At 65.7% G+C, this 14,398-nt stretch carries 13 protein-coding genes; 4 read left to right on the top strand and 9 right to left on the bottom strand.

Annotated features, from left to right (window positions below):
- Window positions 1-18: 18 nt before the first annotated feature.
- From asnB (NDI85_RS03340) to asnB (NDI85_RS03330), 3 genes are read right to left on the bottom strand one after another with little or no spacing between them, the layout of a single operon-like run.
- Window positions 19-1,851: an asparagine synthase (glutamine-hydrolyzing) gene (gene asnB / locus NDI85_RS03340; protein ID WP_310914911.1), complete on the bottom strand. Its 1,833-nt coding sequence runs from the start codon at window positions 1,849-1,851 to the stop codon at window positions 19-21.
- The gene (locus NDI85_RS03335; protein ID WP_310914910.1) at window positions 1,851-2,927 is read right to left on the bottom strand and encodes a glycosyltransferase family 4 protein; all 1,077 of its coding nucleotides are present in this window, start codon (window positions 2,925-2,927) and stop codon (window positions 1,851-1,853) included. The genes asnB (NDI85_RS03340) and NDI85_RS03335 overlap by 1 nt, the downstream gene beginning before the upstream one ends.
- Window positions 2,924-4,756: an asparagine synthase (glutamine-hydrolyzing) gene (gene asnB, locus NDI85_RS03330; RefSeq protein ID WP_310914909.1), complete on the bottom strand. Its 1,833-nt coding sequence runs from the start codon at window positions 4,754-4,756 to the stop codon at window positions 2,924-2,926. The genes NDI85_RS03335 and asnB (NDI85_RS03330) overlap by 4 nt, the downstream gene beginning before the upstream one ends.
- A 132-nt stretch (window positions 4,757-4,888) precedes the next feature.
- Between asnB (NDI85_RS03330) and NDI85_RS03325 the strand changes: the two genes are divergently transcribed.
- Window positions 4,889-5,770 carry a hypothetical protein gene (locus NDI85_RS03325; RefSeq protein WP_188994634.1) on the top strand — a complete coding sequence of 294 codons (882 nt, stop codon included), beginning with the start codon at window positions 4,889-4,891 and terminating at the stop codon, window positions 5,768-5,770.
- Here NDI85_RS03325 and NDI85_RS03320 read toward each other — a convergent pair.
- The gene (locus NDI85_RS03320) at window positions 5,761-6,606 is read right to left on the bottom strand and encodes a TrmB family transcriptional regulator (protein WP_188994636.1); all 846 of its coding nucleotides are present in this window, start codon (window positions 6,604-6,606) and stop codon (window positions 5,761-5,763) included. The genes NDI85_RS03325 and NDI85_RS03320 overlap by 10 nt on opposite strands.
- 328 nt (window positions 6,607-6,934) lie before the next feature.
- Between NDI85_RS03320 and aglJ the strand changes: the two genes are divergently transcribed.
- The gene (gene aglJ, locus NDI85_RS03315) at window positions 6,935-7,966 is read left to right on the top strand and encodes an S-layer glycoprotein N-glycosyltransferase AglJ (protein ID WP_188994638.1); all 1,032 of its coding nucleotides are present in this window, start codon (window positions 6,935-6,937) and stop codon (window positions 7,964-7,966) included.
- On the opposite strand, the gene NDI85_RS03310 is transcribed toward aglJ, so the two are convergent.
- Both NDI85_RS03310 and NDI85_RS03305 read right to left on the bottom strand, forming a co-directional pair.
- Window positions 7,963-8,289 (bottom strand): hypothetical protein, encoded by a 327-nt coding sequence (locus tag NDI85_RS03310; protein WP_188994641.1) that lies wholly within the window; start codon window positions 8,287-8,289, stop codon window positions 7,963-7,965. The two genes, aglJ and NDI85_RS03310, sit on opposite strands and share 4 nt — an antisense overlap.
- Before the next feature lie 49 nt (window positions 8,290-8,338).
- Window positions 8,339-8,689: a helix-turn-helix domain-containing protein gene (locus tag NDI85_RS03305; protein WP_188994644.1), complete on the bottom strand. Its 351-nt coding sequence runs from the start codon at window positions 8,687-8,689 to the stop codon at window positions 8,339-8,341.
- A 136-nt stretch (window positions 8,690-8,825) separates the two neighbouring features.
- Between NDI85_RS03305 and NDI85_RS03300 the strand changes: the two genes are divergently transcribed.
- Together NDI85_RS03300 and NDI85_RS03295 are read left to right on the top strand one after the other, a co-directional pair.
- Window positions 8,826-9,245, top strand: coding sequence for a DoxX family protein (locus NDI85_RS03300; protein ID WP_188994646.1), 420 nt, complete (start codon window positions 8,826-8,828; stop codon window positions 9,243-9,245).
- Between the two features lie 149 nt (window positions 9,246-9,394).
- Window positions 9,395-11,047: a rhomboid family intramembrane serine protease gene (locus NDI85_RS03295; RefSeq protein WP_310914904.1), complete on the top strand. Its 1,653-nt coding sequence runs from the start codon at window positions 9,395-9,397 to the stop codon at window positions 11,045-11,047.
- Window positions 11,048-11,062: 15 nt separating this feature from the next.
- Here NDI85_RS03295 and NDI85_RS03290 read toward each other — a convergent pair whose 3' ends face one another.
- From NDI85_RS03290 to NDI85_RS03280, 3 genes are all read right to left on the bottom strand, one after another.
- Entirely contained in the window at window positions 11,063-11,686 is a 624-nt protein-coding gene (locus NDI85_RS03290; protein WP_310914903.1) for an METTL5 family protein, read from the bottom strand.
- Between the two features lie 87 nt (window positions 11,687-11,773).
- A complete protein-coding gene (gene dph2, locus NDI85_RS03285; RefSeq protein WP_188994652.1) occupies window positions 11,774-12,820 on the bottom strand; it encodes a diphthamide biosynthesis enzyme Dph2 in 1,047 nt (348 codons plus the stop codon).
- Window positions 12,821-12,965: 145 nt separating this feature from the next.
- The gene (locus NDI85_RS03280) at window positions 12,966-14,282 is read right to left on the bottom strand and encodes a methyl-accepting chemotaxis protein (RefSeq protein WP_310914902.1); all 1,317 of its coding nucleotides are present in this window, start codon (window positions 14,280-14,282) and stop codon (window positions 12,966-12,968) included.
- Window positions 14,283-14,398 lie beyond the last annotated feature (116 nt).

The following is a 14,398-nucleotide window of genomic DNA, read 5'->3' as shown; positions in this document are numbered from 1 at the left end:
CAGTTAAACACTTGCCGTTCAATCCGCTCGGACGAACTCGTCGTACCAGGCGACGTAGGTCAGCACCTTCCAGAGGGTCATCCCGTGGTCGGCGTTCCCGCGGCGGTGGGCCCGTCGGAGGGCGAAGACGGCGTCGGTGTCGAGGTACGGGGTCGCGCCGACGTACGCTTCGGTCAACCATCCCGCGATGGCGTCGTGGTCCCGGCGGAACCACTCGCTGACGGGGACGTTGAAGCCGTGTTTGTCCCGCTCTAAGATACGTGCCGGGACCACGTCGTCGACGGCGTCGGTGAGCGCGCGCTTGTAGCCGGCCAGTTTGTAGTCGCTGGGGACGTTGTAGGCGTACTCGACGAGTTCGTGGTCCAAAAACGGGACCCGCGCCTCCAGCGACGCGGCCATGCTCGCCCGGTCGACCTTGTACAGCAGGTCGTCGGGGAGCCAGTAACTGATGTCGTAGGCCGTCAGTCGCTGGAGCGTGTCGTCGTTCGCCCGCGCCGTCGCCGTCTCGACTTTCTCGGTCAGACCGCTCGACTCGGTGTCGTGACCGGTTTCGAGGTAGGTCTCGGGGCGTTCGTCGTCGTACCGCCGGGCCGATTCGAGGATGGCCCGGCGGTCGCTCTCCAGACTCGCGGCGTAGCGGACCGGCCGGCGGAGCGGGCCGGTGTACTCGCTCACGGCGCCGGCGGCGTCGAACGCGAACCGAGGGAGATAGCGCGCGTACTGCCGGTGTTTCGGGAGGAGGCGATGGCGGTGGTAGCCTGCGAACAGTTCGTCGGCACCTTCGCCGGTGAGGACGCACTTGACCTCGTCGGCGGCGTACGCCGAGACGAGCATCGTCGGCAGGGCCGCGGCGTCTGCCAGCGGTTCGCCGTAGTGGGCGACGAGGTCCGAGAACACGTCCATGTCGTCGATGTCGACGGTCAGTTCGTGGTGGTCCGTGCCGAAGTGGTCGGCGACGAAGCGGGCCTCCTCGCTCTCGTCGGCCTCGGCCTGCTGGAACCCCACGGAGAACGTCTGTAAGTCGCCGTCGTAGTGTTCGTTGGCGAGGCCGACGATGGCCGAGGAGTCCAGCCCACCGGAGAGGAACGCGCCGACCGGCACGTCGGCCATCAGGCGTCGCTGGACGGACGTATCGAGCAGATCGCGGATACGGTCGGCGATAGCGTCTCGGGTCCCCGTCACCGGCGACGGCGAGAGTTCCCAGTACCGACGACGCTCTACCCCGTCGTCGGTGACGAGCAGCGAGGTGCCGGGTTCGACCTTCTCGACGGCCGAGAGCAGCGTCTCGGACCCCGGCGTGTACCGGACAGAGAAGAAATTGTGGACCGCCCGCGGGTCCACGTCCCGACTGACTCCGGCACGGAGCAACTGCCGGAGTTCGCTGGCGAAGGCGAGGCCGTCGTCGACGGTGGCGACGTACAGGGGTTTGATTCCCACGCGGTCGCGTGCGAGGAACACCGACTCGTCGGCCTCGTCGTAGACGGCGAAGGCGAACATGCCGTTGAGGCGTTCGGGGAGGGACTGGCCCCACTCCTCCCACCCGTGGACCAGTACCTCGGTGTCGCTGTCGGTGGTGAACGTGTGGCCCGCCGACTCCAGTTCCGCCCGCAGCGAGTCGCGGTTGTATATCTCGCCGTTGAAGACGACGGCGACGGTGTCGTCCTCGTTGTAAATCGGCTGGCTGCCGCCTGCGAGGTCCACGATGGAGAGTCGGCGCATTCCGAGCATCACGCCCGCGCGCTCGTCCACGTGCCGGCCGCCCTCGTCCGGGCCGCGGTGGCGGATGCAGGCGAGCATCTCGTCTAAGCGGTTCTCGTCGACCCACCCGTAGACCCCGGCGATGCCACACATCAGCGGGCACCTCCTGCGCGGACGTCGTCGTACACCGACTCCAGCGAGTCGACGATGGCGTCCCAGCTATGGTGCTCCTCGACGTACGCACGGGCGCTCTCCCCCAGTCGCTCGTGGGTCTCGTCCTCGTCGAACACCGTCTCGATGCGGTCACGAAGCGCCGCTGGGTCGTCCATCGGGACGACGTAGCCAGTCTCACCGTCGGTGACGAGGTCGGGCAGGCCACCCGAGTCGGTGACGACTGGCGGCAGGCCAACCGCCATCGCTTCTAGCACGGTGTTCGGAAGCCCCTCGCCCTCGCGGGACGGCTGGACGAACACCCGTCCGTCGACGAGGAACTCGACGACCGCTTCGGGGTCGACGAGGCCGACGAACTCGGCGTCGACGCCCAGCGAGTCGGCCTGTGCCTCCAGTGCCTCGCGTTCCGGCCCGTCGCCGACGACGGTCAGCGAGTGGTCAGTGCCAGCGAGTGCTTCGAGCAGGACGTCGAGTCCCTTCCAGCGTTCGAGTCGGGCGACGAACACCACGTCGTCGCCGTCGGCCCGCATGGACGGCAGTTCGACGCCGTTGCCGAGAACCCGAACGTCGGTCGGGTCGAACTCCGACTCGACGTCCGCGGCGATGTCCGTACCCTGTACGAGGACCGTCGTATCGCGGAGGACGGCGTCGATGCTCCACCGTTTCCCGGGCGTGTCCTTCATGAAGTAGTAGTCGCCGCCGCGGATCCACGCGAAGTAGGGGAGGCCACGCAGTCGGGAGACCAGATAGCCGACGAAGCCGTTGGGGTACACCATCATACACTGGAGGACGTCGTACTGCTTTGCGTCCCGCAGGAGCAACAGCGTCGCGCCGAGGACGAACGTGAGGGTGCTGACGAACGGCGACGACCGGACGTTCGGGACTCGAACCACGTCGTACGGGTGGTCGTCGGTCGGCGTCTCCTCGCCGTAGTCTTTCGTGTAGACGGTCACCTCGTGGCCCCGCGATTGCAGAGCGTCGGCCATCCGCATCGTCTGTGTCTCCGTGCCGCCGACGACGTTCGGCGGGAACTCCTTGACGAGTAGTGCGACGTTCATCGGTCGATAAAGGTCTCGTACCACTGTTCCAGCAGGACGAGGTCCCAGATGTGGTAACCCAGATCTGCCTCGCCGCGCGTGTGCCTGTCCAACTTCGCGTCGAGTCCCCGCCGGTCGAACGGGTCCCGCGACCCGAGGGCGTCGAACTTCTCGCGGGCGTACTCCCGCAACGCCCCGCGGAACCACGCGTTGACGGGCACCGCAAAGCCCTGCTTGCTCCGCCCCTGTACGGCCTCGGGGATGTAGTCCTCGAAGGCCCGCTTGAGGAGCCACTTCTTCTCGCCCCGCCGCCACTTGTACTTCGCCGGAATCCGCGCGGCGAACTCGACGAGTTCGTGATCCAGAAACGGCGAGCGAAGTTCCAGCGAGTGGGCCATGCTCGCCCGGTCGGTTTTCACCAACAGGTCGTCGGGGAGGTACGTCTGTACGTCCGTGTGGAGGATCCTGTCCAGGTGGGTCGGCCCGTCGGCGTTCTCGTAGGCTCGCCGGAGCGCCGCCAGTTCGTCGGCCGGTTCGGGACCGGTCCACACCTCGTCGGCGTCCTCGCCTTGCATGTGACAGATGTACGGCGCGTATCGCTCGACTGCGTCGCCGTCGGCGTTCGTGAGCAACCCGATAGCGCGGTCCGCGCTCTCGTGGGGGACGGCGTCGAGGACGGTGCGACCGGCCTCGCGGACCGGTTCCGGAACGGCCCCCGCACGCTGGGTCAGCCAGTCGTACGTGTAGCGGTCGTAGCCGGCGAAGTTCTCGTCGCCCGCGTCGCCGGTGACGGCGACGGTGATGTCGTCGCTCGCCACCTGCGAGACGTAGTAGGTCGGAATCGCCGAGGGGTCGCCGAAGGGCATCTCGTACTGTCTGACCAGTTCCGGCAGCACCGCCATCGCGTCCGGCGTGACGGTGTACTCCGTGTGGTCGGTGTCGTACTCTCGGGCCACCGCACGTGCGTAGTCGAGTTCGTCGTACTCGCCGAACCCGATAGAGTACGTCTCGATGTCCGTCTCGGCCACCTCGTCCATCAGGCCGGTGACGATCGTCGAGTCGATGCCGCCGGAGAGGAACACGCCGAGTGGCACGTCGCTTCGCATTCGCAGGCGCGTCGCCTCCGTCAGTTTCTTCCGGAGTTTGTCGGCCAGTTCGCCCGGTCCGGCGGTGAACTGGTCGCGGTAGGACAGCGACCAGTAGGTGTCTATCCGCATCCCGTCGTCGTCGACGACGGCGTACTCGCCCGGTTCGAGTTGCCGAATCTCGTCGAACCCGGTCGCCGGACTGGGGACGTACTGGTAGGTGAGGTACGCCCGGATGGCAGGCAGGTCGGGTCGGCGGGGGACGCCGTCGTCGGTAAGCAGCGCCGAGATGGTCGAGGAGAACGTGACGCCGTCGTCGCCGTCGTGATAGAACAGGGGCTTCTGTCCGAGTCTGTCGCGTGCGAGGACGAGGCGCTCTTCGCGTTCGTCCCAGATGCCGAACGCGAACATCCCGCGGAGCATCGAGAGGCAGTCGAGGCCGTGTTCCTCGTAGAGGTGGAGCAGCACTTCCGTGTCCGTCTCCGACCGGAACGAGTAGCCGTCGAGGCCGTCACGGAGTTCGCGGTAGTTGTATATCTCACCGTTGAAGACGATGTGGACCGTCCCGTCGGCGTTGGCCATCGGTTGCCTGCCGGCCGCCGAGAGATCGAGAATCGAGAGTCGCCGGTGTGCCAGCATCGCGGGGCCGTTCGCGTACACGCCGTCGGCGTCGGGACCGCGGTGGGTCATCTGCTCGGCCATCCGGTCGCCGAGGTCCGCCGACGGTCGGTCGCCGAACGACACCTTCCCGCCGATTCCACACATTGGGTGTCCCTTCCCCACCGCGATAATAAAGCGTTGGTATACACGCCAATGCCGCCGGTCGAATCGCCGCGCGGCACCGCTGGCGGGGTTCGACGGACTTAACACGGTTTGCCGAGGACCACACCACGTCGAATGTACGGCCTCGAAGAACTCCGTGAGGCGCTCTCTAACCCCCATCTGGTACTGCGAGAACTGAACCGGGCCTACCACCGACGGCTCTACACCAGACCGTACAACACCGCCGGTATCGACGTCTTCGAGGCCGATTGGGACAACCTCGTTATCCTCGACGCGTGTCGCTACGACGTCTTCTGTGAACACACCGACTTCGAGGGCGTCGAGACGCGCACCTCCCGTGGCGGGGCGACCCCCGAGTTCGTCAGAGGGAACTTCACCGGCAAACAGCGCCACGACGTGGTGTACGCCACGGCGAACACGTGGTACTTCGAACTCGAAGACGAGATAGACGCCGAGGTCCACGCGGCGCTGTACGCCCCCGACCGCGACCCCGAGGTGCTGACCGAGAAGGCGCTCGACGCCGCCGAAGAGTATCCGAACAAGCGCCTCGCTGTCCACTACATCCCGCCACACCACCCGTTCAAGGGACCGACCGCCGACGAGCACTTCCCCTCCTACGAAGACCAATCGGACGCCCTCTTCGAGCGTATCCAGCGGGGGGACCTCGACATCGACGACGAGACGCTCCGACAGGCCTACGTCGAGAACCTCGAGTGGGTCCTCCCGGAAGTCGAGCGCCTCCTCTCGGAACTCGACGGGAAGACGGTCGTCACCGCAGACCACGGCGAACTGCTCGGCGACCGCACTGCTCCGGTCCCCGTGAGAGACTACGGCCATCACGTCGGTCTCTACGTCGACCAACTGGTCGAGGTCCCGTGGTACGAGTCGACCAACGGGTCGCGTCGACGTATCGTCCCGGAGGAACCGGATACGGACGTGACCGACGTCGAGAAGGAGTCCGTCGAACAGCGGTTAGAGGAACTGGGCTACCGCTGAGGGTCGGCGACGCTCTCGTACTCCCACACCAGATCGAAGTACCGCTTCATGCCGGCGACGAACGACCCGTTCTCGGTGAGCGCCGCCTGTCGCATGTGATCGGGCACGTCGGGTTCCTCGACGAGGAGGATGGCCTCGCCGCCCTCGTAGTCCATGCTCGGGTCGACCAGCGTGCCGCGCCACGGCAGTTTCTCCGTGCTGAACCGGACGCCGACCGAGGGATACTCCGCGGCGAGGCGCTCCACCACGTCCGCCTGCACCGCGGCCTTCTCGGCCGGCAACAGCTCGGGATGGAGAAAGAGGACGGCGACGTCGATACCCCTGTCGACGGCGTCTTCGAGCGCTCGCTCGACGCTGTCGAGGTACGCGAAACTGTTGGTGATGACCCGGAGCGTCTCCGCGGCGTCGTCGTAGAGACGACGCGTCTCGCGTTCGCTCGGCGCGCCCACGTCGACCACGTAGAACAGTTCGGCCGTCGGCGAGATGTCCTCGCTCGCACGCTCGTATCGAGGTCGATACTCCGCGAGGAACGCGTCGCGGTGGGCCTCGATGTCGCTGGCAAAGCCCTCGAACTCCTGCCGGCGGTTCTCGACCGTTCGGTCCAGAATCTCCTCGGGTGCTTTCGGCTGGTACTCTTTCGGCCGGCCGGGTATCACTTTGATGAACCCGCGGTCGGCGAGGGCATCGAGGACGCCGTAGATGCGCGCCTTCGGGATGCCGGTCGCTTCGGCGAGGTTCGGGGCCGTGGTCCGGCCGAGCGACAGCAACTCCTCTAGGGCCGTCGTCTCGTACTCGGTCAGCCCAACGCTTTCGAACACGTCGGACGCATCGGTCATAGGCCCTCGTTCGCTTCCGGGCACCTAAAACACGCGGGAGCAGCGCCGGAAAGTATTTACCGAACGTGCCACATAGTTACTCGTAACGTGAGTAACCAAGAGCCAACAGAGGTCGACCGTGACGACGCGCATCTGGCGGACGTAGCGGACGGGTGCGGCTGTGTCGAGGTGTGGGAACACGTGAGCGAGCAGCGAGACGAGTAACCGCCTCGCTCGCGACGACCCGACTGCACTCGTCTCCGTTCGTCCTTCCGGTCGGAGACCGCTGTGCTCTCTCCGCCGACCGCGGACCCGTATTTATTTGGGCGAGCGGGGTAGACTTCGGGTAATGGCCGACCGCGACGACGTCTGCGTGTTGCTTCCCGCTTACAACGAGGCCGAGACTATCGAGAGCGTCGTCAGGGGGTTTCGCGACCAGGGGTTCGACAACGTACTCGTGATAGACGGCGGGTCGACCGACGGGACTCGGGACCTCGCCACCGAGGCCGGCGCTCGCATCGCCGAACAGCGAGGCAGCGGCAAGGGACAGGCCGTCCGCGAGGCCGTCTCTCGCCACGTCGACGCCGAGTTCGTGCTGATGGCCGACGCCGACGAGACGTATCGCCCTGACGAGGCCGACCGGATGCTCGAACCGCTGTTCGAGGGCCGGGCCGAACACGTCATCGGCAACCGCTTTGCCGACATGCAACCCGGCGCGATGACTCGGCTGAATCAGGTCGGGAACAAGGTAATCAACTGGGCGTTCTCGGTCATCCACGGTCACTACCTCACCGACATCCTCTCGGGCTACCGGGCGTTCACCCGCGAGTCCTTCGAGCGCCTCTCGCTCTCCTCGGAAGGGTTCGGCATCGAGACGGAGATGGCCGTCGAATGCGTCAAACACGGCGTCCGGACGGAAGTCGTCCCCATCACCTACGAGCCACGGCCCGACGAGTCGGAGACGAACCTCCGGCCGTTCCGGGACGGCGGGACGATCATCGTCACGCTCTACCGCATGGCGAAGACCAACAACCCGCTGTTTTACTTCGGGAGCGTCGGGTTCGGCACCATCGGCGTCGGCGTCGCGCTCGGCGCCTTCGTCGTCTACGATTGGGTCGTCAACAGCATCTCACACGAAGTCATCGCGATGGTCGGCGGCGTCGCCATCATACTGGGTATCCAGTTGCTGATGTTCGGCGTCCTCTCGGACATGATCGTGACCGTCAACCGGGAGCAGACGCGGCGGCTGGAGGACATCGCCCACCGACTCGGCGGCCAGCAACCGCCGGCGGCGGGCGTCGAGACTGACGACAGCGTCGGAAACGCGCCTGCGGAGGACGACGCCGAGACGACCGTCTCGGCGCGGGACCGACAGAGCTAGAAGGGGACCAGCGAGCGGAGTTGTGAGAGGAGGCTCGCGCCCGTCGCCTCCCGCTTGCGCTCGAACACGGGGTGGAGCGCGTTGAGCAGTTCCTGTTCGTTCTCGAACTCGCGGACGTCCGCCGCTTCGAGCGCGTCGGCGACCGTCACGCTATGTCCCGTTGCGTCGTACGGCACCTCGACGTGGCCGGCGCGCTCACGGACCGTACGAGCGTCCGCGGGGTACTCGATGGCTATCTCGCTCAGTCTGGCGTCGAGTGCCGCGATGCCGAACTCGATGACGTCCGGCTCGTCGCTGTCGTCGGCTGGTGGCCGTACTCCCATTGGTTGGTGTCACGGCCTAGGGGATGGAAAATCCTGTGTTCTGCTCGGCTCAGTCGTTGCAGGAAGCGAGCCACTCCTCGGCCCAGCACGCTATCTCGTCGAACACCGGACAGAGCGATTCACCCTTGTCGGTGAGACGATAGTACGTGGCGACGGGTGCGTCTTCCTCCAGTCGCCGCTCGACGAAGTCCATCTCCTGGAGGTCATCGAGGACGCGCGAAAGCGTCCGAGAACTGGCGTCCGTGGCCCGCTTGAGTTCGTTGAATCGGTGCTCGCCTTTCTGCAGTTCGTGGAGGACGACCAGTCGCCACTTCGATCCGATCTGTTCGAGCGACTCGATGACCGCACAGGGGCCCTCGTCCTCGGTTTCGCCTGCCTCTGAGAAGACTTCTGATGACATCGGTGATACCTGGTATCTCCTATGTCCGGGAATCGATATATAGGTTCGCATTCGAACCAAGTAACGTAATGAAACTACAACTCGCTGTCCGGCCCGCCCGCAAGACGACCGCCGTCGTGACGGAGGTGGTCGCCTGATGGTGTTCGACACTGCCGGTGCGGCCGAACTGTTCCTGCTCGGGCGGATTCTCTTCGGTGGGGTCCTCGCTTTCACGGGCCTGAATCACTTCACGAACGCCGACCAGATGGTCCCCTACGCCGAGATGAAGGGGCTGCCGGCCCCCGCGGCGTCCGTCTACGCCAGTGGTGGCCTCCTCGTGTTCAGCGGCCTCTTGCTCGTCGTCGGCGCGTACCCCGTCGTCGCGGCGGGCGCACTCGCCACGTTCCTGCTGGCGTCGGCCGTCACCATGCACGACTTCTGGACCGTCCCGGCGGACCAGCGACAGGACGAGCTGACGCAGTTCCTGAAGAACGTCGCGCTGGCCGGCGGCGCGTTCACTCTGCTGACCGTCGCGGGTACCACGTGGCCCTACAGCGTCGGCATCGGTCTCGTCTGAAGACGGACCGTTCTTTTCCCGGTCGTTCGAAGCCCGTTTTTCCGAACCGGACTGGCGAGCAGTGCCACCGCCTCCAGACGCGGCGATGTCGGCAGAAGCACACGTTTCGGCGCCACTCATAAGCCACCACCGTCCAGAGGTAGGAGTGCATGATGCAGTCGTCGTTGCCGGGCGTGTTGGACGCGGTGCCGGTCCGATCGCTCGCCGTCGTCGTCACAGTCGCCGTGGTACTCGTCGGCGTGCGCCGCCTCGCCGGCGAGCGACTCACGACCGCCCTCCGCCGTCGACTCCTCCTCGGTGTGCCGTGGGGGACGCTCCTGACGACGGTCGGCGTCCTCGCTATCTATCTGTTCGTACAGGGGGCGTGGTGGCATTCACGCCCCCTCGTCACGCCGTTCCGGACGTGGTCGTACTTTTATCCCCTCGGGATGCTGACCGGGGCGTTCACCCACGGCGGCGACGCACACATCACCGGGAACCTCCTCGGCACCGTCGCGTACGGTACCGTGGTCGAATACGCCTGGGGCCACTATCCCCGGAGCCGTGGTTCCCAGACGTTCTCGTCCCCGTCGACGAACCCGTTCGCCCGTATCCTCGCCGTCCCAGCGGCGATGGCCGTCGTCGGCGTGTTCTCCGGCCTGTTCGCTGTCGGCCCCGTCGTCGGGTTCTCCGGCGTCGTGTTCGCGCTGGCGGGGTTCGCGCTGGTCACCCGCCCGTTCCTGTTTCTCGGCGCATTGCTGGGCAGTCGCGTCGTCGAACAGGTGTACACGGCGCTGCTGTTCCCCGAACCGACCGTCGGCGGAAGCGCCCGATTCGTCACGCCGTGGTGGGCGAACATCGCGATTCAGGGCCACGCGGTCGGCCTCCTCGCGGGCGTCGTCTCCGGTGCCGTCTTCCTGTGGGCACGGCGCGAACGCCCCGCGACGACGCGGGTGTTCTTCGCGACGCTGGTCTTCGGGGTCTCGAACGGCTTGTGGGCGGTCTACGTCCCGGTCGGTGGCGGTCGGTTCACGCTGTTCCGATGGCTCGGGACGGCGCTGGTGTTCGTCCTCGCCCTCCTCGTGGCGGCCGCCACCGCGCGGATGGACCGTGGACTCCTTCCGACGTTCGAACGCGATTGGCAGTCTATCGCAGGCCTCGCCCTCGTCGTCGCCTTCGGGGCCCTCTGTCTCGCCTCCGTCCCCGCGAACACCGCGGCCATCGGCCCGGACGACGTGCCCGCGGACGGCGTCGAAGTCCGCGACTACGTCGTCACCTACGACGAGAACGTCCGCAACGAGTACGTCGCCGGCATCTCGCTGCCGTTTGACCTCGCGGGCGACCGGACGAACGTCACCGAGAGCGGCGTCATCGTCGCCAGCGACGACCGGGAGATATGGATCGTACAGGTCCAGAAGGGCCAACTCGCGCTGAACCAGCGTGCCTCGGTCGTCGTCGGCGGCCCCGGGTGGCGCGAGACGGTGTACGCCAACCGAACGGGGTGGAACATCCTCGGCAACAAGACCATCTATCGCGTCCAACTCCGTCGCGGGGGCGGTGAGCGCCGGACCGTCTTCACCTCGCCGCCGTCGACGGCCGACACCACCATCGGCGGGCGGAACGTCACCTTCAGGCCCGACGACGACGGGTTCATGATCGCGGTTCGTCGCGGCAACGCGACGGTAGACGTCGACCGGATGCCGCCGAACGCGACCGCACGGACCATCGGCGGACTGCGGTTCGAGAGAAACAGGACGCGACTGTACGCCGGTGTCAACGACACCCGCGTGAAAATCGCAGAGCAGCGACAGCCACCGAAGTGAGTCGGCGCTGTGGGTTCAGTCCCAGCGGATACGGTACACTTCCGCCGTGATGGTTCGGTAGTCCTCGTCGTGGAAGTCAAACTGCTTGGGGAGGTCGAACGCCGTCTCGAAGGCGTGGGTCACCTCGCCGCCGTTGTCGGCGGCGAAGGACTCGACGAACGCCTGACTCCCCTCGTTGTGGACGGAGTAAGAGACGGCGGCGACCTCGGCGGCGGTCGCGAGGAACTCCCGGTCGGCGTGTTCGTTGCCCGACTGCGCCCCGAACGGCGGGTTCATCACGACAGTGGTGTCCTCGGGCGGGCAGAGGGGTGCCTGCGTCGCGTCCGCGCGCACCCACGAGACGGACGTCGTCGACCCGACTTTCCGCTCGTTGTCCCGTGCCGTCGACAGCGGCGCGGGGTCGATGTCGAGACCGACGACGGTGTCCGGACCCCTGAGTGCCGCGCCCAGCGCGAGCATCCCGGTCCCACACCCGAGGTCCACCACGGTCCGGTCCTGAATGTCGCCTTGCAGGTCGGCCGTGTGGACGAGATGGGCCGCCAAGTCCGGCGGCGTCCGGTACTGTTCGAGACTGGCCAGTGGGTTGTCGAACCCCGCCACGACACCGAGTTGCTGGGCGAGCGCACTCTTTGTCGGCATCAGTGGCAATACGCCAGAATCATTCAAAAAGGTTTGCACATGTCTGATGGTAATTCGTCGCCGTCGGACACGGACCGGGCCGACTGGTCACCAGGTGCCGTGGAAGGTATCGAACTCCAGCGACTCCAGCGGTTTCTCGCCGATAGCGATCTCGTACTCGCCGGGGGTGAGCATCGGCTTCTTGAACTGCGGGCCGTCGTCGGTGGTGATACGCGGACATCCGGTGTTGACGTAGGCGTCCATCCCGAAGTTCGTCAGGCGGTCCGGTGTCACCTCGTCCATCGTGATGAGATAGGCGTCGTCGTTGTTCTCGACGATCTCCTGGGCCTGATCCCAGCGGCCCTGTCCGATTTTGGTACAGAAGATGACGCCCCACGTCTCGGCGTCCATCGCCTTGTGGACCGAGGCGTAGCGCTGTTTCATGAACTGTTCCGTATCCGCAACGGTCAGTGCGTTGTTGACCGGGTCGGCGATGATGACCTTCTTCTCCGGGTGTTCCATCGCCAGTCCGAGCGGGTGGAACTTGCCGCCGCCGACGTAGAGAATCGTGTCGGCGTCGACGTCCGCAGATGCGTAGTTACACCCGAGGACCTGCCCCTCGTGGGTCAGTCGGTCGTCGCCCTTCCGGACGTGCACCTCGTAGCCGCGTTCTTCCAGCCACGAGCGCATCTCGTCGAACTTGTTCATGTGCTGGGCCGTCGTCACGAGGCCGACGTCGGGGTCCTCGTCGGGGTCTGCCAGTTCCTCCTCGGCGGCCTGTTCCATCATCGGGAAGACGTCGACGTTAGAGAAGAGGGGGACGTAGATGATCTTGTCCGATTCCTTCATCGGGGAGTGGCCGAAGTGGACGAACACGTCGGTGCGGCGCATCAGATAGGTGTCGAGGTCGCAGGCACCGTAACACGGCTGCCCGGAGATCATCACGGAGACGTCGTCGGGGAGTTCCTCGCGCAGGTCGTCGGCGACGGCGGGGCCGCGTCGTTTCAGCCCCTCGGGGAACTGTAGTCCGACCGTCTCTGCGTCCCGTTCGTCGACGGCGTCGACGATGCGGTCGAGTTCGTAATCCCACTCGCGGTCGTGTTTCAGCGAGAGGCCCGTGTTTCGGAGGTCACCCTCGGTACGCTCTTGACTCATTGGACCTGCGTACTTGCTCGCGGGGTAAAACCTCCGCGCTTTGGGGGCCGCCGGTATCGACGGCTTATACTGGTGGCTGTAAGTTCGTACCGATATTCGCCACCCCGGGGTGGCGAAGTACTTCAGTTTGTTACAGCCACCAGTATTAGTCCATGATGGTCGCGAGGCGCCGGTCCAGCTGCTCGACCTCGGCTTCGAGTTCTTGGACCGACTCGCTTACGGTCTCGTTCTCGCCGGCTATCTCGTCGACCGCCGTCGATATCTCTGCCGCGCGTCGGGCCACCTCGTCGATCATGCTCGCTATCTCCTCGGCGCTTGCCGCCTGGTCGTCCGTGGCGGACGCGACCTCGCTGATGCCGTCGTCGGTCTCGGCGGCTACCTGGAGAATCTCCTCTTGGTTGGTCTGGACACCGCGGAGGTCGGCGTCGACGGCCTGTATGGCCTCGGTCGTCTGTTCGACCTTCTCGGCGGTCTCGACGACGGTCTCTCGGACCGCTCGGACCGTCTGTTCGACCTCGTCGGCGTGAGTTTTCGACTCGTCGGCGAGTTCCTTGATTTCGTCGGCGACCACCGCGAAGCCGTCGCTGTTCGCGTCGCTGCGGGCGGCTTCGATGTTCGCGTTCAGGGCCAGCATGTTCGTCTGGTCGGCGATGTCGTTGATGACCTCGACGAACGCCTCGATCTCGTCGATCTGGTCGCGAAGCGCACGCGTCTCCGCCGCGACCGTCTCGGCCGAATCGGCGACCTCGTCGACCCGGTCGATAGTTTCACCGGCGGTTTCGACGGACTGTTCGGCGAGGTCTCTGGCCTCGCCGCTCCGCTGGCTGACCTCCTCGGCGGTGGACGCTATCTCCTCGACCGTGGCACTGAATCCGGACACCTCTGACTGTACCTGTTCGAGGTCGTCGGCCTGTTCGTCGGCCATCGTCCGTATCTCGGTCGACCGGTCGGCCACCTCGACCGTGGCACCCCTGAGTTCGTGGACCGTCGCTTCCACGTCTTCGGACATCTGTGAGTGGAGTGCCCGGAGCGACTCCCGTTGGTCGACGATATCGGTCACGTCGAGCAGGAGTTCGACCGCACCCACCACGGTACCGTTCTGGTCCGGAATCGGGACCGCGACGGCCCGTGCGTGGGCTTGCTCACCGTCCGGCCGCTCGGCGGAGCGAAACTGTTCTTCCCGGACCGCATTGCCTGTTCGGACCACCCGTTCGGCGAGCGTCTCGGACTCGCCTTCGGTGCCGAACACGTCGTAGGCGTCCATCCCGATAGCCTCGCTCGCGGGCAACCCGAGGAGACCCTCCAGCGACTCGTTCCACTGCGTGATAACTCCGTTCTCGTCGACGACGAACGCGGCCTCCGGGATGTTGGTGATCAGCGACTCGAAGGCACTTCGCCAGAGGGAGTCTGACTCGCCGTCGTCGATCATATCGAGCGGTTCCGTGGAATTTGACACGGTCATCCCCACAGACTCTATCGATAAGGGACTAGTACATTTCGCACAGTATCACCTCTGATAGCAGTCAGTGGTAACGGCACACACGTTCGAACCCGGCACATTGAAGCGTCTCACGACCA

Origin of the sequence: Haloarcula sp. S1AR25-4 (genome assembly GCF_031624555.1) — an archaeon.
In the GTDB taxonomy this organism is placed as follows: Archaea; Halobacteriota; Halobacteria; order Halobacteriales; family Haloarculaceae; genus Haloarcula; species Haloarcula pellucida.
Note: the sequence above shows the minus strand (reverse complement) of the source record. Positions and strands in the feature narration are given on the sequence as shown.